This window comes from Streptomyces niveus (assembly GCF_001723055.1).
In the GTDB taxonomy this organism is placed as follows: Bacteria; Actinomycetota; Actinomycetes; order Streptomycetales; family Streptomycetaceae; genus Streptomyces; species Streptomyces niveus.
In genome coordinates, this window is sequence record NZ_MDCR01000029.1 from 1 (window position 1) to 21815 (window position 21815).

Sequence of the window (21815 nt, forward strand, 5' to 3'; positions counted from 1 at the left end):
GCTCGGCATGCGCTTCGCCGTGTCCGGCGGACGCGAGGGCTGGACCCGTACGGCGCTGACCGCCGTCGGCGTCGGGCTCGGCGTCGCGCTGCTCCTCGCCGCCGCAGCCGTCCCGCATCTCCTCGACGCGCGCGAGAGCCGCGACGCGGCGCGCGCCACCTTGAAAGCCACCTCTCAGGCGGTCGACAAGGGCAGCACGCCCACCACCTTCCTCTGGGCCGAGGCGAGCACCGAGTACCGCGGCGACCCGGTCGGCGGCCGGGTGCTGCGGGCGGAAGGCGCCGACGCGCCCCCGCCGCCGGGGGTCGCGAAGATCCCCGGCCCCGGCGAGATGGTCGTCTCGCCCGCGCTGCGCGACCTGCTCGCCTCCTCGGAAGGCGCGCTGCTGGCGCAGCGGCTCGACGACCGGATCGTCGGCACGATCGGGGACGCCGGTCTGGTCGACCCCGGTGAACTGCTCTTCTACGCGGGCAGTTCGACGCTGAAGGTCGACGGCGTCGGCATCCGGTCGCCCGGCTACGGACTCGACGAGTCCACGCCCCCGCTCGACCCGCTGCTCGTCGCGCTGGTCAGCCTGATGTGCGTGGTGCTTCTCGTACCGGTGGTCATCTTCATCGCCACGGCCGTCCGTTTCGGCGGCGAACGCAGGGACCGCAGACTGGCCGCTCTGCGGCTGGTGGGGGCCGAGGTCAGGACGGTGCGGCGTATCGCGGCGGGGGAGGCCCTGGCCGGGACGGTGGCCGGGCTGGCCGTCGGCGTCGTGTTCTTCCTGATCGTGTGCCAGATCGTGGGCCACGTACGGCTCTGGGGGTACAGCGCCTTCCCGTCCGACATCACCCCGGTGCCGCTGCTGGCGCTGCTCATCGTGCTCGCGGTGCCGGTCGCCGCCGTCCTGGTCACCCAGGTCGCGCTGAGTTCGGTGGCCATCGAACCGCTCGGAGTCGTACGCGACACCGGACCGCGCCGGCGACGGCTGTGGTGGCGGCTGCTGCTGCCCCTGCTCGGCGTCGGCATCCTGTCGACCGCCGGGAGCCTGGACACCATGACGCAGACGGGCGGGGCGCTGCCCATCGCCGTCGGGTCCGCGTGTGTGCTGATCGGGCTCGCCGGGCTGCTGCCCTGGCTCGTCGAACTGGCCGTCTCACGGCTGCGCGGCGGGCCGGTGTCCTGGCAACTTGCCACCCGCAGGCTTCAGTTGAGCAGCGGTACGGCGGCGCGGGCGGTGAGCGGCATCACCGTCGCGGTGGCCGGCGCCATCGCCCTTCAGATGATGTTCGGCGTCATGCAGAAGGACTTCCTGGAGATCACCGGGCAGGACACCGACCGGGCCGACTTCTACGTCACCAGCGACTACGGCGACTCCGCGCTCGCGGAGCGGATGATCCAGGACTTCCGTGACACGAAGGGCGTCGACAAGGTCATCGGCACCGTCGAGGCCTATGTGGCCGGCACCGGCGCTCCCACGGAGCACGGCTGGCAGCCCATCACCACCCTCACGGTGGGCAGTTGCGCGATGCTGCGGGAGATCGCCGAACTGCCCACCTGCCGGGACGGGGACGCCTTCCTGGGGCACCTCGACGCCAGGGCCGCCAAGAAGGTCGGGTCGGACGGGGTGAAGCGGCAGAACGACAACACCGACCAGGCCGCAGCCCCGGGCAGGCCCATCGACCTGACCGGGGACTACGGGGAGGGGAAGGGCAAGCCCGTGCTGTGGACGGTGCCCGAGTCGGCCCGTACCGTCGTCACGTTCCCGGATCCGATGGGCGACGTGCACGACGGCATCCTCGCCACGCCGGGCGCGCTCGGCTCGGTGAAACTGCCCGGTGCCACGGCCAGGGCGTCCATCAAGATCGACCGGTCGGTGCCGGACGCGGCGGAGTACGTACGCGGCACGGCGGCGGCGATCGACCCGACGCTGCGCATCAACCCGCTGATGGACCTGGAGCGCGACAAGCAGTACGAGAGCGTGCAGGGCGGCCTCCTGGTGGGCGGCACCCTCACGATGATGCTGATCGCGGCCAGCCTGCTGGTCTCCCAGATCGAGCAACTGCGTGAGCGCAAGCGTCTGTTGTCCGTCCTGGTGGCGTTCGGTACCCGGCGCCGGACGCTGGTCTGGTCGGTGCTGTGGCAGACGGCGGTGCCGGTGCTGCTGGGCACGGCCCTCGCGGTCGCCGGCGGGCTCGTGCTCGGCAGATTCATGCTGGGCATCATCGACAAGTCGATGGGCGACTGGTGGGTCTTCGTACCGTACGCGGCGGTCGGCGCCTCGGTGATCCTGCTGGTCACGCTGGCGAGCCTGCCACCACTGTGGCGGATGATGCGTACGGAGGGTCTGCGTACGGAGTAGCGGGGGCCTGGGGCCGGGCCGGGTGCGGGCCGGGCCGTACGGACCCGGCCCGCCGCGTAATCCGGTCGACGCGACGGCCGCCGGTTCGGCAGGCTCTCGTCATGGAACCTGCCGTCTGGCCCCTGTACGACCTCCGGATCACCACCCCGCGCCTTGAGCTGCGCCTCCCGGATCTCGACGAGCTGTCGCGACTGGCGGCCGTCGCCGCGGCCGGGGTGCACGACGAGGACCGGATGCCGTTCGTCGCGGCGTGGACCGACGTGAGCCCCGAGGAGCGGGCGCGGGCGACCTTCCAGCATCTGCTCGGCACCGTCGCGGGCTGGACTCCCCGCAAGTGGTCGCTGGGCCTGGCCGTCAGCTGGGAAGGAAAGGTGGTCGGGCGCCAGGACCTGGGGGCGACGGACTTCGCGGTGACCGGTGAGGCGCACACCGGTTCGTGGCTGGGGCAGGCGTACCAGGGGCGCGGCATCGGTACGGAGATGCGGGCGGCGGTGCTGCATCTGGCGTTCGAGGGGCTGGGGGCCCGCTTCATGACATCGGGGGCGATGGCCGACAACGCGCGGTCGCTGCGGGTGTCGGAAAAGCTCGGCTACCGGCCCGACGGGCGGGAGGTGGTGAGCGTACGCGGGGAGGCGCGCGACCACCGGCGGCTGCGCCTGGACCGCGCGGGGTGGGAGGCGCATCGTACGGTGCAGGTCGAACTGCACGGCCTGGAGCCGTCGTTGGCGCTCTTCGGGCTGTAGGGGGAAGGGGCGTCCCCACGGCAGCCCTGCCCATCCGCTCCTTCGAAGACTCACCAAACATTCATGAACGGGCTAATCCATCAGCTTCCGGGTCGAGTTCGTACAACGCGATGGTCCGATACGTCCTTGACACGGCTATTGGTCTAAGCCAACATCCCGATTGGCCTGTACCAAGTTCCAAGGCGGTTCGCTGCGGCCGGCCGCCGAGCGATGCGCCTTCGGAGGACCCGCATGCAGTCGAGCAGCCGGCCGAGCAGCCGTCACCAGCAACTGACGCGTCTCGCGGGGACGGTGCTCCAGCCAGGGTTCGTGGGCACGACCGTGCCCGACTGGGTCCGCCGGGCCATCGCCGACGGTCTCACCTCCGTCGTCCTGTTCGGCCGGAACATCGTCGACCCCGAACAGGTCGCGCGCCTCACCGCCCAGCTACGCGCGGAGAACCGCGACCTGATCATCGCCATCGACGAGGAGGCCGGCGACGTCACCCGGCTCGAAGCCTGGACCGGCGCGTCCCGGCCGGGCAATCTCGCGCTCGGCGCCGTCGACGACATCGACCTGACCGAGTCCGTCGCCCGCGACATCGGCCGCGAACTCCACGCCGCCGGCATCTCCCTCAACTACGCGCCCAGCGCCGACGTCAACTCCAACCCCCTCAACCCCGTCATCGGCGCCCGCTCCTTCGGCGCCCGTACGGACGTCGTCTCCCGGCACACCGCCGCCTGGGTCCGCGGACTCCAGTCGGCCGGTGTCGCCGCCTGCGCCAAGCACTTCCCCGGCCACGGGGACACCGCCGTCGACTCCCACCACGGTCTGCCCCAGGTCTCGGCCAGCGCCGAGGAGATCGCCGCCACCGCCCTGCCGCCGTTCGTCGCCGCGATGGAGGCGGGCGTACGCGTGGTGATGACCGCACACCTCCTCGCGCCCGCGTACGACCCCGAACTGCCCGCCACCCTGAGCCCCCGCATCCTCGTGGACCTGCTCCGCGGCGAACTGGGCTTCGACGGCCTGGTGGTGACGGACGGCATCGAGATGAGCGCGGTCACCGCCCGCTACGGCATCGACGGGGCCACCGTACGGGCGGTCACCGGCGGGGCCGACGCGGTGTGCGTCGGCGGCGAGCACGCCGGTGAGGCCACCTTCCACCAGCTCACCGAAGCCCTCGTGGGGGCCGTGCTCGACGGCACCCTCCCCGAGGCCCGGATCTGCGAAGCGGCGGCGCGGGTCGCGGAGTTCGCCGCCTGGTCGGGCAGCCGGATGCGCGCCGTGGCCGCCGACGATGCCGCGTCCGACATCGGTCTCGTCGCCGCCCGGCGCGCGCTGCGCGTACGGACCGAGCAGGGCCGGGAGTCGGTGCTGCCGCTCGTCGGGGCGCCGCACGTGGTGGAGCTGTCACCGACGATGAACCTGGCCGTCGACGGGCAGACCCCGTGGGGCGTGGCGGCCCCGCTGAGCGATCTGCTGCCCGGCACGACATCCGTACGGCTGACGGAGGCCGACCTCGCCGAGTCCGGGGAACTGTCGGACCTGGCGGACCTCCCGGACCTGCCGGACCGGCCTGACCGGTCGGGTCTGCCGGATCTGCTGGAGCGCAAGGTGCTCGACCCGGCGGCGGAGCGTTCGCTGGTCGTCGTCGTGCGCGACGCGGCGCGCCACGACTGGATGTCGGCGGCGATGAACCGGCTGCTCGGCAGCCGGCCCGACGCGGTGGTCGTGGAGATGGGCGTACCGAACGGCACGGCGCCCGGCGCCGTCCACCTGATTACCCACGGCGCGACGCGCGTCTCGGGTCTCGCGGCGGCCGAGTTCCTGGCGGGGCGCCGCTGACCGCGTGTGGGGGAGCCCGGGCCCCGGGAATCCCCCACACACGCCGGCGGAGTCAGGCCCCGCCCTAGATGCCGCCCTGGATGTCTACTCGGCCGCGTCCGGTACGACGTTGTCGTACGGCTGCGTGATCACTTCCAGGTAGTGACCCGTCGGATCGAGGAAATACACGCCCCGTCCGCCGTGGTTGTGATTGATCTGGCCCGGCAGCTTGCCGTGCGGATCGCCGAAGAAATCGAGTCCGGCGTCCTTGATCCGCCCGAAGATCCCGTCGAAATCCTCTTCGGGCACCAGGAAGGCGTAATGCTGCGGAGTGATGGACTCCTGACCGACAGTCGCGAAGTCGAGAGTGACGCCGTTACCGGTGTCGACCGGAATGAAGGGGCCCCATTCGGTGCCGATCTCCAGATCCAGGATGTGCGCCAGGAATTCGGCGGAAGCCCGGTTGTCCCGGGAGTGAACGATCGTGTGATTCAGCTCTACTGACACAGTGGAATGCCTCCAGAGGCATCTCACGGGAACCTCCACGCTTCACCCAGCCGGTGACCAACGCGCGATGCCCACCGAGGATCGTAAACGCCCGGGGAGTACGGCTCCAACCCCTTTACGGCCAGTGTCCTCGCCTGCCTTCTTCCCTGCCTTCTCACTTGGCTTCCGAGTACCGCTCCACCGTCGCCGTCGTGAACGGAAACCGCACCGGCGTCGGGCCGAACGCGATCCGGCCCGCCAGCTCACCCGCCTCGCGGATCGCCACCGCCACCTCCGCCGCCTCCGCCAGCGGACAGTGCACGATCACCTCGTCGTGCTGGAAGAAGACCAGCTCGGCCCGCATGTCCGCAGTCGCGCTCCGCAGCGCCGCCAGCATCAGCAGCGCCCAGTCCGCCGCGCTGCCCTGCACCACGAAATTCCGGGTGAAGCGCCCCCGCGCGCGGGCGTTCGACGACGCGTACCCGGGGGTGAACCCGCCCCCGCCGGAGGGGACTTCACCGGACGACGGGTCGTCGGCCTCCTGCGGGATGCCCGCCTCGCCGCCGTCCTCCGAACCGGCCGCCGGCGGACTCGTCCGGCCCAGCCACGTCCGTACGAGGCGGCCCTCCTCGCCCGCCCGCGCCGCGTCGTCGACGTACGCGACGGCCCGGGGGAACCGTCTTCGCAGGGCGGCCAGATTCTTCAGGCCGTCGCCCGACGTCTGGCCGTAGATCGCGCCCAGCAGCGCCAGCTTGGCCTGCGCGCGGTCACCGGCGAACGCCCGGTCCGACAGCACCTTGTACAGATCGTCGTCGTGCCCGGCGACCTCCATCAGCCCCCGGTCGCGCGAGATCGCGGCCAGCACCCTCGGCTCCATCTGGTCGGCGTCCGCCACCACCAGCCGCCACCCGTCGTCGGCGACGACCGCTCCCCGTATGACGCGCGGGATCTGCAACGCGCCGCCGCCGTTGGTCGTCCAGCGGCCGGAGACCGTACCGCCCGGCAGATACTCCGGCCGGAAACGCCCGTCCCGCACCCAGTCCTGGAGCCAGCTCCAGCCGTGCGCGGTCCAGATGCGGTACAGCTTCTTGTACTCGATCAGCGGAGCCACCGCCGGATGGTCGATCTCCTCCAGCTCCCACCGCCGCGTCGATCTCACCTTGATGCCCGCCCGCGTGAACGCCTTCACCACGTCCGCCGGGAGGTCGGGCCGTACGCGACGCCCGAACGCCGCCGAGACCTGGTCGGCCAGCTCGGCCAGCCGCCGTGGCTCACCCCCGCCCGCGTACCGCTCGCCCAGCAGCCCGTCCAGCAGCTCACGGTGCACATCCGCCCGCCACGGCAGACCCGCGCCGTGCATCTCGGCGGCCACCAGCATGCCCGCCGACTCCGAGGCCGTCAGCAGCCGCATCCGGTCCGGATGCTCCGCCGCGTCGTGCCGCCGCTGCTGCTCCGCGTACACCTCCAGCAGCCCGTCGAAGGAGATCTCCGCCCCCGCCTGCGGCTCGAAGAGCGAGGACTGCGAACCCGGCTCGGCGGAGCGCGCCGGCGGATCCGGCGGTACGGGCCCCCGCCGCAGCCGCGCCCAGGCCGCCGCCGCCGACCTGGGCTCGCCGAGCCGCCCCTCGTGGCCGAGCAGCAGCAGCTCCGCCGCCTCGATGTCGTAACACCGCTCCACCCGCACCCCCGCGGCCAGCAGCCGGGGCGCCAGCTCGGCGGTGGACCGCCACACCCACCGCGTCACCTCGGGCAGCCGCGCTCTGACGGCCTCGGCGAGATCGGGCTCGCGCAGCACGGGACCGGCGGGGCGCCCGTCAGCGCCCAGCGGCGCGAGCCACGCGCCGCCGCCCTCCGCCGGGGCCAGAGCCCACCGTCCGATCACGGGTCCGAGTCTCCCAGCCGGGTCTGACAACGGGCCGGTGCGCGAGGGCGCCGGACGGACCCGTTTCGAGAGGCGGACGGGGCTGTCGACAGAGACCATCGAAAGGACTCACAAGAAAAAGACCCACCCCGGACACCTGACACCGAACACCGCACACATCGACATTGCTCTACGGAGGCCGACATGCAGGCGATCGTTTTCGAGGAGTACGGCGGTCCTGAGGTGCTTCAGCTCACGGACATCGAGCAGCCGGAACCGGCGCCGGGCCAGATCCGCGCGTCCGTGCGGGCGGCGGGCGTCAACCCGGCCGACTGGAAGATCCGTAAGGGCTGGATGGACGAGGTCTTCCCGACACATTTCCCCGCCGTTCCCGGCACCGAGTTCTCCGGAGTCGTGGACGCCGTCGGCGACGGCGTCATCGGACTCTCCGTAGGAGACGAGGTCCTCGGCTGGTCCGTCGGCGGTGCCTACGCGCAGTACGCGCTGGCCACCCTCGTCGTGCCGAAGCCGGCCGGGCTGAGCTGGGACGTGGCGGCGGCGCTGCCGGTCGCCGGTGAGACGGCCCGGCGGGTCCTCGACGACCTGGCCCTGAAGGAGGGCGAGACCGTTCTCGTGCACGGCGCGGCCGGCTCGGTCGGCTCGATGGCCGTCCAGCTCGCCGCCGCGCGCGGCGCGACGGTCGTCGGCACCGCGTCCCCGGCCAACCACGACTACGTACGGCTGCTCGGCGCCACCCCGGTGACGTACGGCGACGGCCTGGTCGAGCGCGTACGGGCCGTCGCGCCCCAGGGCGTGGACGCGGTCTTCGACGCCGCGGGCAAGGGCGCCCTGCCGGACTCGATCACCCTGCGCGGCGGCACGACCGACCGCATCATCACGATCGCCGACCCGACGGCCGCCGAACACGGCGTGGTGTTCTCCTCGGGCGGCTCGACCCCGGAGGAGAGCCGCGCCGGCCTCACCGAGCAGGCCCGACTGGCGGCGGACGGCACGCTGCGCGTCCTGGTGGCGCAGACGTACCCGCTGGCGGAGGGGGCCAGGGCCCAGTCGGCGAGCGAGTCGGGCCACACGCGCGGCAAGCTGATCATCAAGCCGTGACCTGACGGCCCCCGGGTGCGGGACGGGACGGGCGGAGCTGAGGCCTCGCGGCGTCGATGTCGGGGGTCTGTCAGCCCTCTGTCGGTCGCCGCTGCGAGCCTTGGAGCGGTGGGACGGGGTGCGGGCGCCGTGTGTGGGCGTCCCGCCCCGCCCACCTCCAGCCGGCCCGCCGGACAGCGGGCCGGCCGTTCCGAGTACGAGGAGCCCGCCACCCATGTCTTCCCGATCCGGCCCGTCCCGCTCCGGCGACCACCGCTGGGACGTTCACCGGCCGCCCGCGGCCCGGGGCCGGACCTTCCTGGTCACCGGCGGCAACGCGGGGATCGGCTACTTCGTCGCGGAGCAGCTCGCGGGCACCGGGGCCACGGTCGTGCTCGGCAGCCGCAGCCCCGACAAGGCGGCAGCCGCCCTGGTCTCGATCCGCTCCCGCGTACCCTCCGCCGACGTCCGCCATCTTCCGCTCGATCTCGCCGATCCGGCCTCCATCAAGACCTCGGTGGACAGCCTGGACGTCGACCGTCTCGACGCGGTCGTCCACAACGCCGGGGTGGCGCTCGACGATCCGCCGCGCCGCGAGACCGCGCACGGCGACGAGCTGATGTTCGGCACCAATCACCTCGGCCACTTCCTGCTGACCCAGTGGCTGGCGCCCCTGCTGGCCGCCGCGCCCGCCGGTCGCGTCGTGACGGTCGGCAGCTTCGCGGCGAAGTCCGAGCGGCTGGACCTGGCCGACCTCCAGTCCACCGAGGACTACCGGCCCAAGCGCACCTACGGCCGGTCGAAGCTGGCGCAGATGTACTTCGGCCTCGAACTCGACCGCCGGCTGCGCGCCGCGAACAGCACGGTGCTGAGCGTGCTGGCGCACCCGGGAGGCGCGCTGGACTCCCTCACCCCCTCCCGCCCGCCGGTCCACGTCCGTACCGCCGGTGCGCGCCTGCGCGCGCTGCCCGCCGGTCTCCTCGTCCAGGGCAAGGAGGCCGGCGCCTGGCCCGCCGTGCGTGCCGTCCTGGACCCCGAGGTGAGGGGAGGGCAGCTCTGGGGGCCACGGGTCTTCGGTCTGCGCGGCAGGCCCCGGGCCGAGCCGGTCAAGGGCCATCTGACCGACGCGGCCGTGGCGGCCCGTCTGTGGGACGCCAGTTGCGAACTGACCGGCGCCGACCCGTCCCTCGGATTCGGCCCCGGCCCCGGCCTTCGGTAGAGGTCCGGGCGCCAGGACCTACCCCAGTTCGCGGACCACCCGCGCCGGGTTGCCGACCGCCAGCACCCCGGCCGGGAGGTTCTTCGTGACCACGGATCCCGCGCCCACCACCGTGTTCTCGCCGATCGTCACGCCGGGGCAGACGATCACGCCGGCGCCCAGCCAGACGTTGTCGCCGATGGTCACGGGAGACGCCCGCTCCCAGCCCGCCCGGCGGCGCTCGGTGTCGAGTTCATGGGTGGGCGTGAGGAGTTGGACGTTCGGGCCGATCTGGACGTCGGAGCCGACGGTGATCGGCGCGCAGTCGAGGAAGACCGCGCCGAAGTTGATGAACGTACGGGCGCCGATGCTGATGTACGTCCCGAAGTCGCAGTTGAACGGGGGCCGGATCCGTACGTCCTCGGCCACCGACCCCAGCAGCTCGCCCAGGATCCGCTCGCGCCCCTCCGCGTCGGGCAGCCCCTGGCCGCTGGTGCCGTTGTACGCGGAGCACAGGTCGGCCCGCCGTCGCGACTCGGCCTCCAGCTCCTCGTCGTCCGGCAGATACCACTCGCCGGCCTGCATCAGCTTCTTGTTCTCGCCCATCTGCGTGCGCGTCCTTTCGTCGGGAGTTCCACCACGGTAGGACGAGGCGCCGGATCGCGGGACGGAACCCCCTCACCCTGTGGACAGACGGGCTACCGTGCAGGTCGTGCAGTAGTTCGATATGCACAACCTGTGGATAACTCGTCCTCTGGAACCATGGACGGTGGCCCGTCGCCGCGACGGCCAGGGGCGGCCGGTCAAGCGGCTGATCAGCCCTGACGATCAAGGGACAAGGGGAGACGGTTCTCATGCCAGGCACGGTCGAAGGCGCCTTCGCCGCCGCGCTCTACGCCGACCCGGCGGCGGACGACGGCAGGGGCCTGGACACCGGCGCCTCGCTGCTCGCCGCCGACCCGGCCGCCGACACCGAACTGCGCCGACGGGGTACGGAGTTCCTGCGCCGCGCCTGGGAGCGCGGCTGGCAGCCCGCCGACGTCGTACGGATCGTCCGCCGCGACCTCGACGAGCCGCACACGCGTCTGGTCGCCGAGCTGATCGCGACGGAGGCCGTCCGGTACGAACGGGTGGCCCCCCGCTGGGGCGCCCAGCTCACGGACATCGCGGCCGACCTCGAAGCCGACCGCGGGAGCGGCACCGCGCCCCGGTCCACCGACCGCTTCTCCTCCGCGACCACCGCCCTGGAGCTGTACCGGCTGCTCGTACGACTGCCGGCGATCGAGGCCGTGGGACCGGTGCCCGGCACCCCCGTCCACCTCCCGGCCGCCGACGGCGAGCCGCGCATGCTCACCCGCATCCGCGCCCTGCTCGCCAAGGCGGAGGGCACCGACTTCCCGGAGGAGGCCGAGGCGCTGAGCGCCAAGGCGCAGGAGCTGATGGCCCGGCACAGCATCGACGAGGCCCTGCTCGCCGACCGAGCCCACAGCGCCGACGTACCGGCCGCGTGCCGGATCGGGGTGGACGCTCCGTACGAGAGCGCGAAGGCGATCCTGCTCGACGCCGTGGCGTCCGCCAACCGCTGCCAGGCGGTGTGGAACAGCGGATTCGGCTTCTCCACCGTGGTCGGTTTTGAGCCTGATTTGGAGGTGGTGGAGCTGCTGTACACGTCGCTGCTCGTGCAGGGGACCGGAGCGATGACCCGTGCGGAAGCCGCCCAGCGGGCGTCGGGCCGCAAGCGGACGAAGACTTTCCGGCAGTCGTTCCTCATGGCGTACGCCCACCGGATCGGCGAACGGCTCGCGGCCACCGCCGAGCAGGCCACGGCCGAACAGATCGCCGCCGACGCGGCACGGGCCGCGAACGGCGAGACGGTCGGTCCGAGCACCGGGGACCCCGCTCTGACGGCCGGCGGGGGAGGGCGGTTGCTGCCCGTCCTGGCGGCACGGGACATGGCGGTCACCGATCGCGCGGAGCGGATGTTCCCCGAAACGGTGCGGACGAGGGTGCGTGGTGTGACCGACGGCGAAGGGTGGGCGCACGGCAGGGCGGCGGCCGACCGGGCCCGCGTCACCTCCTCATAAAGAGGGCGCCAGGTTCAGGTGACCCGGCGCCCCTTTCAAGAGAAAGCGGTCTCCGTCAGGGCGCCGGGATGCCGGTCGGCAGCTCATCGGGCAGTTTGCCGGGATCCGTTTTGGCGAGGCTGTCCTTCGTGCCGCCTTCCCACGAAAGCACCAGTGTCTTCCCGTCGTTGGAATCGATCGACCCCATCGTCCGGTCGGTGTTCCCGTCGGCGCACTTGAGCGACAGCATCGGCTCGCCGCCCATGTCCTCGACCGCGCCCTGGCAGATGTGCTCGTCGGCGATGAGAGCGGCCTTGCCCTCCTTGACGGACAGCGCGACGGCCTTGCCCTCCGTCATCCCCGCCCAGCTGCCTTCGAGGCTGTCGGCGGTGGTGGTGGCGTCCGGGGCGGCCTCGTCGCCACCGGCGTCCTCCGACGCGCTCGGGGCCGGTGCGCCACTGCTCTTGTCCTTGCCGGAGTCGTCACCGCTGTCACCGCCGCCACAGCCGCCGAGAGTGAGCGCGACCACGAGTCCGGCAGCCGCGACGCCGCTTCGTACGAGCTTGTGCATGTCTCTGTCCCCCTTCAGTTCCACGACCGCGCCAAGCTACCAGGACGGCCGCCGCGAACTGCGTCGGCGAGTTCCGGACGAGTACCGGAAACACTGGCACCGAAAGGGCTTTCCGTTCGTCTCAACGAATGAGGCAATACGTTCGCAAGCCTGTAGTCAAGGGAACACCCCCCGTGCACGTGCATCTGCTCATGCATTGGCATGTGAACACAGCTATGATCCGAGCTAGTTGACACTTGCACCATGCAACTCGGGGAGCGTCCTGTGCACCACGCGTACAACGGCATGGCGGCCACCGAGCTTCACGGAGTCGTCTGGCAGAAGAGCAGGCACAGCAATTCGCAGGGCTCCTGCGTCGAGTTCGCCAAACTGCCGGGCGGGGGAGTGGCGGTCCGGAATTCACGCCACCCCGAAGGACCCGCCCTCGTGTACACCCGGGCCGAGATCGTGGCCATGCTGGCGGGTGTCAAGGACGGGGAATTCGATCACCTGACGGCCTGAGACCACGCCGTCACGCATCGCGCGTCGCGTCTTCAAGCCGTCCGGTCTTCAAGCCGTCCGGCCGTCGACCGGCAAGCCGCTCGCCGTCACTCGGCCCGTAGCCGGAACAGCGCCCAGACCACCTTGCCGTGCAGCGAGCCGGCGAGCGGATGCCAGCCCCACGTATCGCTGAACGAGTCCACCAGGAACAGCCCCCGGCCGGACTCCGCGGCGAAATCCTCGTCCGACTCGCGCGCCGTGGGGCCTGCGTGACTGGGATCGCGTACCGCGCAGACCAGCCGGGTCGTCCAGCGCATCAGATGCAGCCGTACGGGCGGTTCCTGCGGTTCGCGCGGGGTGTCCGAGGGGAGGGCGTGCCGCAGCGCGTTGGTGACGAGTTCGGAGACGACCAGCGCGACATCGTCGAAACGGTCGTCAAGTTCCCACTGGCAGAGCGTCGTCCGGGTGAACTGCCGCGCGCCGCGCACCGCTTCGTAGCGGGCGGGCAGTGCGCAGGACGCCGAGCTGGAGACGGCTGCGGGATCGATCGGCGGAAGCCCCTGCCTTAACGGCTCGAGCACGGTCGATCCATTCGTCCCCATGCGAGGCACTCCCCGGGATTCGCGGCCGTAGCGATACTGCGGTGGTACAGCGTCACAACACGTCAAACACGAACGAGCACGCAGGTGCGGCGAGGACCATGGTTCCCAATGCGCAGGGCAGATGCAAGGGCAGATGCACGTGCACGCGCCCGACTCGTCCGAGAATGTGGCGTTCAGGATTATTTCTTCTCTTGACTACTTTCCCGCTCTTCCCAAAGGCTTCTCATTTCTGTAATCGAATGAGTACGGGCTGATGCGTTTGATGGCACAATCCGGCTCTCAGGGTTCGGGGGTGCTCCGAGGGCGACGTGGGACAAATAGTGGGAGATGGACCGTATGGGGAGGGTTGGAGACGTGACCGCAGTGGAACCGGGCGGATCCGTGGTGCGGCGCATACTGCTGGGCTCGCAGCTGAGGCGGCTGCGTGAGTCGCGCGGCATCACGCGCGAGGCGGCCGGTTACTCGATCCGCGCGTCCGAGTCCAAGATCAGCCGTATGGAGTTGGGGCGGGTGAGTTTCAAGTCCAGGGACATCGAGGACCTGTTGACGCTCTACGGAGTCGCCGACGAGATGGAGCGAGGGTCCCTGATCGGTCTCGCCCGTGAGGCCAACGTCGCCGGCTGGTGGCAGAGCTTCGGCGACGTCCTGCCCGGCTGGTTCCAGACGTACATCGGACTCGAAGGCGCCGCCTCGTTGATCCGGATCTACGAAGTCCAGTTCGTGCACGGCCTGTTGCAGACGGAGGCGTACGCGCACGCCGTCGTCAAGCGCGGCATCCCCAACGCCCCCCAGGCGGAGATCGACCGCCGTGTGGCGCTGCGCCAGGAGCGCCAGAAGGTGCTCGTCTCCGAGCGCGCCCCGCGCCTCCACGCGGTGCTGGACGAGGCCGCGCTGCGCCGCCCGTACGGCGACCGTGACGTGATGCGCGGCCAGTTGGCCCATCTCATCGAGATCTCCGAGCATCCGACGGTGACCCTCCAGGTGATGCCGTTCAGCTTCGGCGGGCACGCGGGCGAGAGCGGCGCCTTCACGATGCTGCGCTTCCCCGAGTCCGACCTGTCCGACCTCGTCTACCTGGAACAGCTCACGAGCGCGCTGTATCTCGACAAGCGGGAGGAAGTCACCCAGTACGAACGGGTGATGACGCGCCTGCACGAGGACAGCCTCGGGCCCGCCGAGAGCCGTGATCTGCTGCGAGGGCTGCTGCAACTCTCCTGAACGCGCTCCGCACGTGCCCCGAACACACCCTGAACGTGCTCCTGAGCGCGCGCGATCGAACGAGAACGACCGGCGGGCGATCGTGAATGATCACGAACGACCGATGTTGTACGGCCAAGCGAGAGACGGGATTCGGACGTTCTCGAAGACCCTTGACTCTGCTGGGGCGTAAGTATGATGACGTGACATCAGTTTCCGGTTCTGAGGTTAGGGATCACATGTCCTTCTTCGCCGAACTCGACCAGCAGTACATCGACGGCGAGTGGCGGCCCGGCAGTGGCTCGTGGGACATCATCGATTTCAATCCCTACAACGGCGAGAAGCTGGCCTCGATCGCGGTGGCGACGGCCGACGAGGTGGACCAGGCGTACCGGGCGGCCGAGCGCGCGCAGACGACCTGGGCGGCGACCAACCCGTACGCCAGGCGGCAGATCCTCGAACGCGCCCTGCGCGTCGTCGAGGACCGCGAGGAGGAGATCACCGAGGCGATCATCGCCGAACTCGGCGGTACGCGCCTGAAAGCGGCGTTCGAGCTGCGCCAGGCCAAGGAACTCCTTCGCGAGGCCGTACAGCTCACGCTGCACCCCGAAGGCCGGATACTCCCCTCGCCCGTGGACGGCACCGAGAACAGGCTCCACCGCGTGCCCGTCGGCGTGGTCGGTGTCATCAGCCCGTTCAACTTCCCGTTCCTGCTGTCCCTCAAGGCGGTCGCCCCGGCTCTGGCGCTCGGCAACGCCGTCGTACTGAAGCCGCACCAGAACACACCGATCTGCGGCGGGTCGCTGGTGGCCAAGGTGTTCGAGGACGCGGGCCTGCCCGCCGGACTGCTGAACGTCGTCATCACCGATATCGCCGAGATCGACGACGCGCTGATCGAGCATCCGATACCGAAGGTCATCTCCTTCTCCGGCTCCGACCGGGTGGGACGGCACGTCGCCGTCGTCTGCGCGAAGAACTTCAAGCGCTCCGTGCTCGACCTCGGCGGCAACAGCGCGCTGATCGTGCTCGCGGACGCCGACATCGACAACGCGGTCGAAGCGGCGGTCTTCAGCCGGTACGCGTATCAGGGCCCCGTCTGCATGGCGGCCAACCGCATCCTCCTCGACCGCGCGGTGGAGCAGGAGTTCACCGAGAAGTTCGTCGCCAAGGTCAGGACGCTGACCGTCGGGGACCCGGCCGACCCGAAGACGGTCGTCGGCCCGCTCATCAGCTCCCAGCAGGCCGACGCGGTCGGCGCGCTGGTCGACGAGACCGTCGAGGCGGGTGCGACCGCGCTGGTGCGCGGCACCGTCGACGGCAATCTCGTCACCCCGACCGTGCTGACCGATCTGGCGCCCGACTCGCCCGTTCTGACCCAGGAGATACTCGGCCCGGTCGCGATCCTGCTGGCGTTCGACAGCGTGGACGAGGCGGTCAGGATCGCCAACGACACCCGGTGCGGGCTCAGCGGTTCGATCCACACCGGTGACGTCGAGCGGGGCGTCCGGGTCGCGCGGCGGATCAACACCGCCATGCTCCACGTCAACGACGGCACCGGCCACGACGAGCCGGTCGTCCCCTTCGGCGGCGAGAAGTACTCCGGGCCCGAGTGGATGAACACCGACGGCCTGGTCGACGCCTTCACGACCAGGAAGTGGATCTCGGTGCAGCACGGGCGCTCCAGCTTCCCGTTCTGAGCCGGAGGCGGCCGGGCTACCGGTTCTCTTCCGGGACGTCTCGCCGCTCGGGGAGTGATTCCCGCACCTCCGCGGCCCGCCCCCGGTCGTCCCCCACCTCGGCGCGCTCCACCTCCGTCAGCTCGACGGCGGCGGCCCTGTCGAGGAAGCCGCGCGCCTCCTCCGTGTCGTCCAGGCGCTGCGCGATGTCGCCGCGCAGTACGAGCATCCGGTAGAGCTGGACGGGCGTCGGCGACGCGCCCTCCTTACCGAGGCCGTCGTCGCTCACCGCGGCGTCCGTGAGCGCACGGTCGAGGATCTTCACGGCGGCCCCGAGATCCTGCTTCGAATCGGCGAAGGCGACCGCCAGGTGGAGTGCGCGCGCGTACGGCTCCTTGGGAGGGGGCTGGTGGTGCCCGTCGCTCCCGGCGTCGTTCGGCTGCCCGATCCTGAGGGTGTTGCCGGCCGGATCCGTCATGAGGAACTGCCGTACGCCGTACGACATGTCCTTGACCGGCCCGATCCGGGGCAGCCCCCGCGTCGGGATCTTCCCGTACGCCGCCTTGAGCCCGGCCCGGAAGGCGCCGTACATCCCGTCGACGTCGTCGGTCAGCACGTAGCAGCCGCTGATCGACTCGGTGGGCTCGTACTTCTTCATTCCGAAGAACTGGAGCTCCACGTTCCCGCGCTCGACGACCGCGTAGGCGTAGGGGCTCTTCTGTATGAAGGTGATCTCGAAGCCGAGTGCCGAGTAGAAGTCGACTACGGGTTGGATGGTCTGACACGGGAGGAGCGGGATGGTCTTCTCTGTCATGTCGAGTAGTCTAGTCAAAGTTGAATAGAAGGGTACGGCGATGTCAGCGATCCGGCTGCTGGTGCTCGGCGCGGTGCGCCAGCACGGCCGCGCGCACGGCTATCAGATCCGCAACGACCTGGAGTTCTGGGGCGCGCACGAGTGGTCCAACGCCAAGCCCGGCTCGATCTACCACGCGCTGAAGCAGCTGGCGAAGCAGGGGGAGCTGCTCGCGCACGAGGTCGCGCCGAGCACCGCGGGCGGTCCGCCTCGTACGGAGTACGAGCTGACGGAGGCCGGGACGGCGGAGTACTTCCGGCTGCTGCGCGAGTCTCTGGTCGCCTACGACCAGAAGGCGGACGTGCTGACGGCCGGCGTCGGCTTCATCGTCGACCTGCCGCGCGCGGAGGCCGTCGAGCTGCTGAAGGAACGCGTGCGGGCGATCGAGGGCTGGCGGGCGTCCGTGACGGAGCACTACGTGCCCGAGGACGGCCCGGAGCAGCTCGGGCACATCGGCGAGATCATGAACCTCTGGATCAGCCAGGCCGACTCCGGTGTGGAGTGGACGCGCGGATTCATCGCGCGCATCGAGGCCGGCGCGCACGTCTTCTCGGGTGAGGGTGATCCCTTCGTCGGGGTGCTCGCCGACGGCGAGGAGAACCCGTATGCGACGGACGTTCGCGCCGAGGGTGACGACGACTGACGGCCGTCGGCGCGGGTCGGAATCTCCTCTAATCAAGTTTGATTAATCCAGCTCCCTGTGGTTACCCTTCGCCGCGTAGTCAAATTTGACTACGCGGCGAAGGGGCTGGAGGCGAAGACATTGACCGACGCGATCGTCATGGAAGGCGTACGCAAGCGGTACGGGGAGAAGGCGGCGCTCGACGGGTTGGACCTGGTGGTGGCGCGCGGCACCGTGCACGGGGTTCTCGGGCCGAACGGCGCGGGCAAGACGACGGCCGTACGGGTGCTCGCCACGCTCCTGCGGCACGACGAGGGTGTGGCCCGGGTCGCGGGGCACGACCTCCGTACGGAGGCGCAGGAGGTACGCCGGCGGATCGGGCTGCTCGGACAGCACGCGGCGGTGGATGAGGAACTGAGCGGGCGTCAGAACCTCGACATGTTCGGGCGGCTCCACCACCTGGGCGCCCGGCGCGCGGCGGCGCGCGCCGACGAACTGCTGGAGCGCTTCGGGCTCGCCGACACCGGACGCAAGTCGATCAAGCAGTACAGCGGGGGCATGCGGCGCCGCCTCGACCTGGCGGCGTCGCTCATCACCGATCCGGCGGTGCTCTTCCTGGACGAGCCGACGACCGGACTCGATCCGCGCGGGCGGGCCGAGGTGTGGGCCGCCGTGCGCTCACTGGTCGGCGGAGGCACGACCGTCCTGCTGACCACGCAGTATCTGGAGGAGGCGGACCAGTTGGCGGACCGCATATCGGTCGTCGACAACGGGCGCGTGATCGCCGAGGGGACGGCGGACCGGCTCAAGGCGGAGGTCGGCGGCGACCGGATCGACGTCGTCGTGCGCGGCGCGGGCCAACTGGCGGCGGCGGCACGGCTGTTCGGGGACGAGGCGACGGTGGACGCGGACCGCCGGCTGATCGGCGTGCCCGCCGCGGACCGGATGGCGGAGCTGACCAGGGTCGTACAGGCGCTGGAGGCGGCCGGGATCGAGGCGGAGGACATCGTGGTGCGCAGACCGACGCTGGACGAGGTCTTTCTGCGGCTGACCCACCGTACGAAGGAGGCCGTATGAGTACGGCGAACGCCTGGGTGATCACCGACAGCTGGACGATGACCCGGCGCGAACTGGCGCACTGGCGGCGACAGCCGGTCCAGGTGGTCGTCGGGCTGGTGTTCCCGGTGATGCTGCTGCTGATGTTCGGCTATCTGATGGGGGCGGGACGCGGCGTCGAGGGCGAGTACATCGGTTTCCTCGTCCCCGGAATGCTCGCGCTGACCATGGTCTTCGGGCTCGAGTCCACGATGCTGGCCGTCACCCAGGATCTGGGCAAGGGCGTCATCGACCGGTTCCGCTCCCTGCCGATGGCGACCTCGGCGGTGCTGGTGGGCCGGAGCGTCGCGGACATGATGCAGTCGGCGCTGAGCCTGGTGGTGATGATCGGGGTCGGGTTCGCGCTCGGCTGGCGCTGGCACGGCGGCACCGCGGCGCTGCTGGGGGCGGTGGGGCTGCTGCTCCTGCTGCGGTTCGCGATGCTGTGGCTCGGCATTCACCTGGCGATGGTGGCCGGCAAGCCGGAGATGGTGCAGGCGGTGCAGATCCTGGTCTGGCCGATCGGTTTCTTCTCCAACGCGTTCGCGACACCGGAGTCCATGCCGGGCTGGCTGGGGGCCGCGGTCGAGTGGAACCCGCTGTCGGCGACGGCCGCGGCGGTACGTGATCTGGCGGGCGTGCCGGGGCAGTTGAGCGGGTCGTGGGCGGCCGAGCACGCGCATCTGCTCGCGGTGGGGTGGCCGGTGGCGCTGATCGCGCTGTTCTTCCCGCTGGCGGTCGGGCGGTTCCGCAGGCTCAGCCACTGACCCTCCGGCCGTCGGCCCGGTCGCCGCACATCGACCGGCCGGCGGCTGGAACCTTTCCGGGGTTCGCGGTGTATCAGAGGCAGAACCGCACGCGGCGCACGGTGCTCCGCGGACCTCGGGGGGAATCCATGCGCATCATCTCCGCGCTCACGCGCCGCTCAATGGTGGAAGGCCGTGGCCGCCGACTTGTCCCGGCCCAAGGGGTGCGGCTGGCGCCGCAGTTCCGGCAGCAGCAGCCGCAGATCGGCGAGCAGCAGCGCGGCGAGATCGGCCGAGAAGCCGTTGCGGCACACCACGCGCAGGACGGACAGATCCTCGCGGTTGGCCGGGAAGGTGTAGGCGGGCATGAGCCACCCGTGCTCCCGCAGCCGCCGCGAGACGTCGAAGACGTCGAAGTTCGTCACCTGGGGCGCGGTGGTGAAGGCGAAGACGGGCAGTTGGTCGCCGCGGGTGAGCAGCCGGAAGTCGTCCATCGCCCCGATCTGGTCGGCCAGCCCGCAGGCCACGTCCCGCGCCGCCTGCTGGACGGCCCGGAAGCCGTCCCGGCCGAGCCGGAGGAACGTGTAGTACTGGGCGACGACTTGCGCGCCGGGCCGGGAGAAGTTCAGCGCGAAGGTGGGCATCTCCCCGCCCAGGTAGTTCACGCGGAAGACCAGTTCCTCGGGCAGTTCGGCCGACGTGCGCCACAGCGCCCAGCCGACACCCGGGTAGACCAGGCCGTATTTGTGCCCGGAGGTGTTGATCGAGGAGACGCGCGGGAGCCGGAAGTCCCACACGAGGTCCTCGTCGAGGAAGGGCGCGACCATCGCGCCGGACGCGCCGTCGACATGGACGGGGATGTCCAGACCCGTGCGCTCCTGGAGGGAGTCGAGGGCCGCGCAGAGTTCGGCGACGGGTTCGTAGGAGCCGTCGAAGGTGGAGCCGAGGATGGCGACGACGCCGATGGTGTTCTCGTCGCAGAGATCGGCGGCCGCCTGCGGGTCGAGGTGGAAGCGGTCGCCCTCCATGGGAAGGAGGCGGGCCTCGACCTCCCAGAAGTTGCAGAACTTCTCCCAGCAGACCTGGACGTTGACGCCCATGACGAGATTGGGCTTGGCGCTCCCCGGATAGCGGTCCCGGTTCTTCGCCGTCCACCGGCGCTTGAGCGCGAGTCCCGCGAGCATGCAGGCCTCGCTGGAGCCGGTGGTCGAGCAGCCGACGGCGGCGGTCGGGTCGGGGGCGTTCCAGAGGTCGGCGAGCATGGTGACGCACCGCCGCTCCAGCTCGGCGGTCCGTGGGTACTCGTCCTTGTCGATCATGTTCTTGTCCCGGCACTCCGCCATCAGCACCCCGGCCTGGGGCTCCATCCAGGTGGTGACGAAGGTCGCCAGGTTGAGCCGGGAGTTGCCGTCCAGCATCAGCTCGTCATGGACGAGTTGGTAGGCCGTGGACGGGGGCATGGGGCCGTCGGGCAGCCGGTGCGTGGGCGGGGCGGACGACATCCCGTTGGTCGGGTCGGCCTCGCCGAAGAAGGGGTTGAGCGACAGCCGGCGCCGCTCGCTGTGATCGTCCGCCGGATCCTCCGCCGGACCTCTCATATTGCCCTCGGCGCCCTGCGTGCCGCGGTGGAGTGCCATCGCTTTCCCTGCCTCCCGTGGTCTCTCGCCTCAGCCGCCGAGGCCGGCCTTGATGGCGCGGGTGAATCGCACGACCCGCTCCGCCTGGACGCGGGCGGCGGTCAGCGTCTGCTCGTTCACCGGGAGGTCGCCCGATCCGGAGACGTGCGACGTGCCGTACGGATTGCCGTCGACGAACTTCGACTCGTGCGTGTAGCCGGGAGTGACGAGGATGCCGCCGAAGTGGTGGATGGTGTTGTACAGGGCGAGCAGCGTCGTCTCCTGGCCGCCGTGCAGCGTGGCCGACGCGGTGAAGCCGCTGTAGATCTTGTCGGCGAGCTGCCCCTGCTGCCAGAGGCCGCCGAGGGTGTCCAGGAACTGCTTGAGCTGCGCGGTGACATTGCCGTAGCGGGTGGGGCTGCCGAAGATCACGGCGTCCGCCCAGATCATGTCGTCGGGCGTGGCCTCGGGGATGTCGGCGGTCGCCTCGATGTTGGCGACCCAGGCCGGATTGGTGTCGATCGCCGACTGCGGGGCGAGTTCGGCGACCCTGCGGAGCCGTACGGCCGCTCCGGCGGCCTCGGCGTCCCTGGCGATGGCCTTGGCCATCGTGGTGATGGTGCCGGTGGCGGAATAGTAGATGACAGCGACGTTCACGGACGCGGGCATGGTGGCTACCTCGGTGATCGACTAGGGATGTCAGGCGCGACGATACGGACAAAACGGTCCATCGGCTCGTCGGGTGTCCGTTCGGGTTG

At 70.6% G+C, this 21815-nt stretch carries 20 protein-coding genes; 12 read left to right on the top strand and 8 right to left on the bottom strand.

Annotated elements, in window-relative coordinates:
* The 3 genes from BHU15_RS03730 to BHU15_RS03740 all read left to right on the top strand — a co-directional run.
* Positions 1 to 2347: ABC transporter permease (locus BHU15_RS03730; protein WP_069625842.1), on the top strand; the 2347-nt coding region annotated here is incomplete at its 5' end.
* A 101-nt stretch (positions 2348 to 2448) separates the two neighbouring features.
* On the top strand, positions 2449 to 3090 hold the full coding sequence (locus BHU15_RS03735) for a GNAT family N-acetyltransferase (RefSeq protein WP_069625843.1): 642 nt from the start codon (positions 2449 to 2451) through the stop codon (positions 3088 to 3090).
* Between the two features lie 231 nt (positions 3091 to 3321).
* Positions 3322 to 4914 (top strand): glycoside hydrolase family 3 protein, encoded by a 1593-nt coding sequence (locus BHU15_RS03740; RefSeq protein WP_069625844.1) that lies wholly within the window; start codon positions 3322 to 3324, stop codon positions 4912 to 4914.
* A gap of 84 nt (positions 4915 to 4998) precedes the next feature.
* Here BHU15_RS03740 and BHU15_RS03745 read toward each other — a convergent pair whose 3' ends face one another.
* Together BHU15_RS03745 and BHU15_RS03750 are read right to left on the bottom strand one after the other, a co-directional pair.
* A complete protein-coding gene (locus BHU15_RS03745) occupies positions 4999 to 5400 on the bottom strand; it encodes a VOC family protein (protein ID WP_069625845.1) in 402 nt (133 codons plus the stop codon).
* Positions 5401 to 5554: 154 nt separating this feature from the next.
* Positions 5555 to 7261: a bifunctional 3'-5' exonuclease/DNA polymerase gene (locus tag BHU15_RS03750; protein ID WP_069625846.1), complete on the bottom strand. Its 1707-nt coding sequence runs from the start codon at positions 7259 to 7261 to the stop codon at positions 5555 to 5557.
* 183 nt (positions 7262 to 7444) lie between these two features.
* On the opposite strand from BHU15_RS03750, the gene BHU15_RS03755 reads away from it, so the two are divergent.
* Together BHU15_RS03755 and BHU15_RS03760 are read left to right on the top strand one after the other, a co-directional pair.
* Positions 7445 to 8359 carry an NADP-dependent oxidoreductase gene (locus tag BHU15_RS03755; RefSeq protein WP_069625847.1) on the top strand — a complete coding sequence of 305 codons (915 nt, stop codon included), beginning with the start codon at positions 7445 to 7447 and terminating at the stop codon, positions 8357 to 8359.
* Between the two features lie 214 nt (positions 8360 to 8573).
* Positions 8574 to 9557 (top strand): SDR family NAD(P)-dependent oxidoreductase, encoded by a 984-nt coding sequence (locus BHU15_RS03760; protein ID WP_069625848.1) that lies wholly within the window; start codon positions 8574 to 8576, stop codon positions 9555 to 9557.
* Between the two features lie 18 nt (positions 9558 to 9575).
* On the opposite strand, the gene BHU15_RS03765 is transcribed toward BHU15_RS03760, so the two are convergent.
* Positions 9576 to 10142 carry a sugar O-acetyltransferase gene (locus tag BHU15_RS03765; RefSeq protein WP_069625849.1) on the bottom strand — a complete coding sequence of 189 codons (567 nt, stop codon included), beginning with the start codon at positions 10140 to 10142 and terminating at the stop codon, positions 9576 to 9578.
* 248 nt (positions 10143 to 10390) lie between these two features.
* On the opposite strand from BHU15_RS03765, the gene BHU15_RS03770 reads away from it, so the two are divergent.
* Positions 10391 to 11620 carry a DUF2786 domain-containing protein gene (locus BHU15_RS03770; RefSeq protein ID WP_069625850.1) on the top strand — a complete coding sequence of 410 codons (1230 nt, stop codon included), beginning with the start codon at positions 10391 to 10393 and terminating at the stop codon, positions 11618 to 11620.
* Between the two features lie 55 nt (positions 11621 to 11675).
* Here BHU15_RS03770 and BHU15_RS03775 read toward each other — a convergent pair whose 3' ends face one another.
* Positions 11676 to 12170 (bottom strand): hypothetical protein, encoded by a 495-nt coding sequence (locus BHU15_RS03775; protein WP_069625851.1) that lies wholly within the window; start codon positions 12168 to 12170, stop codon positions 11676 to 11678.
* Positions 12171 to 12434: 264 nt separating this feature from the next.
* Here BHU15_RS03775 and BHU15_RS03780 point away from each other — a divergent pair, with 264 nt between their 5' ends.
* Entirely contained in the window at positions 12435 to 12671 is a 237-nt protein-coding gene (locus BHU15_RS03780; RefSeq protein WP_031230206.1) for a DUF397 domain-containing protein, read from the top strand.
* Between the two features lie 86 nt (positions 12672 to 12757).
* Here BHU15_RS03780 and BHU15_RS03785 read toward each other — a convergent pair whose 3' ends face one another.
* The gene (locus BHU15_RS03785; RefSeq protein WP_031230204.1) at positions 12758 to 13252 is read right to left on the bottom strand and encodes an ATP-binding protein; all 495 of its coding nucleotides are present in this window, start codon (positions 13250 to 13252) and stop codon (positions 12758 to 12760) included.
* Positions 13253 to 13588: 336 nt separating this feature from the next.
* On the opposite strand from BHU15_RS03785, the gene BHU15_RS03790 reads away from it, so the two are divergent.
* Complete coding sequence (locus BHU15_RS03790) at positions 13589 to 14470, top strand: Sco1979 family transcriptional regulator (protein ID WP_247748555.1); 882 nt, start codon at positions 13589 to 13591, stop codon at positions 14468 to 14470.
* Between the two features lie 218 nt (positions 14471 to 14688).
* Positions 14689 to 16146, top strand: coding sequence for an aldehyde dehydrogenase family protein (locus tag BHU15_RS03795; protein WP_069625853.1), 1458 nt, complete (start codon positions 14689 to 14691; stop codon positions 16144 to 16146).
* Between the two features lie 16 nt (positions 16147 to 16162).
* On the opposite strand, the gene BHU15_RS03800 is transcribed toward BHU15_RS03795, so the two are convergent.
* Entirely contained in the window at positions 16163 to 16939 is a 777-nt protein-coding gene (locus BHU15_RS03800; protein ID WP_069625854.1) for a bleomycin resistance protein, read from the bottom strand.
* 40 nt (positions 16940 to 16979) lie between these two features.
* Between BHU15_RS03800 and BHU15_RS03805 the strand changes: the two genes are divergently transcribed.
* The 3 genes from BHU15_RS03805 to BHU15_RS03815 all read left to right on the top strand — a co-directional run bounded on the left by BHU15_RS03805 (position 16980) and on the right by BHU15_RS03815 (position 19462).
* Positions 16980 to 17621, top strand: a complete 642-nt coding sequence (locus BHU15_RS03805) for a PadR family transcriptional regulator (protein ID WP_069625855.1) — start codon at positions 16980 to 16982, stop codon at positions 17619 to 17621.
* A gap of 120 nt (positions 17622 to 17741) precedes the next feature.
* On the top strand, positions 17742 to 18677 hold the full coding sequence (locus tag BHU15_RS03810; protein WP_069625856.1) for an ATP-binding cassette domain-containing protein: 936 nt from the start codon (positions 17742 to 17744) through the stop codon (positions 18675 to 18677).
* Complete coding sequence (locus tag BHU15_RS03815; RefSeq protein ID WP_069625857.1) at positions 18674 to 19462, top strand: ABC transporter permease; 789 nt, start codon at positions 18674 to 18676, stop codon at positions 19460 to 19462. Before BHU15_RS03810 ends, BHU15_RS03815 begins: the two co-directional genes overlap by 4 nt.
* 158 nt (positions 19463 to 19620) lie before the next feature.
* On the opposite strand, the gene gad is transcribed toward BHU15_RS03815, so the two are convergent.
* Both gad and wrbA read right to left on the bottom strand, forming a co-directional pair.
* Positions 19621 to 21078: a glutamate decarboxylase gene (gad, locus tag BHU15_RS03820; protein WP_079127869.1), complete on the bottom strand. Its 1458-nt coding sequence runs from the start codon at positions 21076 to 21078 to the stop codon at positions 19621 to 19623.
* Between the two features lie 30 nt (positions 21079 to 21108).
* Positions 21109 to 21726 (bottom strand): NAD(P)H:quinone oxidoreductase, encoded by a 618-nt coding sequence (gene wrbA, locus BHU15_RS03825; RefSeq protein ID WP_069625858.1) that lies wholly within the window; start codon positions 21724 to 21726, stop codon positions 21109 to 21111.
* Between the last annotated feature and the right edge of the window lie 89 nt (positions 21727 to 21815).

Excerpts from the sequence above, each read along its gene's own strand:
- BHU15_RS03740 (WP_069625844.1), top strand. The coding sequence starts at position 3,322 with ATGCAGTCGAGCAGCCGGCCGAGCAGCCGTCACCAGCAACTGACGCGT.
- BHU15_RS03790 (WP_247748555.1), top strand. The coding sequence starts at position 13,589 with ATGGGGAGGGTTGGAGACGTGACCGCAGTGGAACCGGGCGGATCCGTG.
- BHU15_RS03775 (WP_069625851.1), bottom strand. The coding sequence starts at position 12,170 with ATGCACAAGCTCGTACGAAGCGGCGTCGCGGCTGCCGGACTCGTGGTC.
- BHU15_RS03760 (WP_069625848.1), top strand. The coding sequence starts at position 8,574 with ATGTCTTCCCGATCCGGCCCGTCCCGCTCCGGCGACCACCGCTGGGAC.
- BHU15_RS03765 (WP_069625849.1), bottom strand. The coding sequence starts at position 10,142 with ATGGGCGAGAACAAGAAGCTGATGCAGGCCGGCGAGTGGTATCTGCCG.
- BHU15_RS03795 (WP_069625853.1), top strand. The coding sequence starts at position 14,689 with ATGTCCTTCTTCGCCGAACTCGACCAGCAGTACATCGACGGCGAGTGG.
- BHU15_RS03815 (WP_069625857.1), top strand. The coding sequence starts at position 18,674 with ATGAGTACGGCGAACGCCTGGGTGATCACCGACAGCTGGACGATGACC.
- BHU15_RS03805 (WP_069625855.1), top strand. The coding sequence starts at position 16,980 with ATGTCAGCGATCCGGCTGCTGGTGCTCGGCGCGGTGCGCCAGCACGGC.
- gad (WP_079127869.1), bottom strand. The coding sequence starts at position 21,078 with ATGGCACTCCACCGCGGCACGCAGGGCGCCGAGGGCAATATGAGAGGT.
- BHU15_RS03785 (WP_031230204.1), bottom strand. The coding sequence starts at position 13,252 with ATGGGGACGAATGGATCGACCGTGCTCGAGCCGTTAAGGCAGGGGCTT.
- BHU15_RS03770 (WP_069625850.1), top strand. The coding sequence starts at position 10,391 with ATGCCAGGCACGGTCGAAGGCGCCTTCGCCGCCGCGCTCTACGCCGAC.
- BHU15_RS03735 (WP_069625843.1), top strand. The coding sequence starts at position 2,449 with ATGGAACCTGCCGTCTGGCCCCTGTACGACCTCCGGATCACCACCCCG.
- wrbA (WP_069625858.1), bottom strand. The coding sequence starts at position 21,726 with ATGCCCGCGTCCGTGAACGTCGCTGTCATCTACTATTCCGCCACCGGC.
- BHU15_RS03800 (WP_069625854.1), bottom strand. The coding sequence starts at position 16,939 with ATGACAGAGAAGACCATCCCGCTCCTCCCGTGTCAGACCATCCAACCC.
- BHU15_RS03755 (WP_069625847.1), top strand. The coding sequence starts at position 7,445 with ATGCAGGCGATCGTTTTCGAGGAGTACGGCGGTCCTGAGGTGCTTCAG.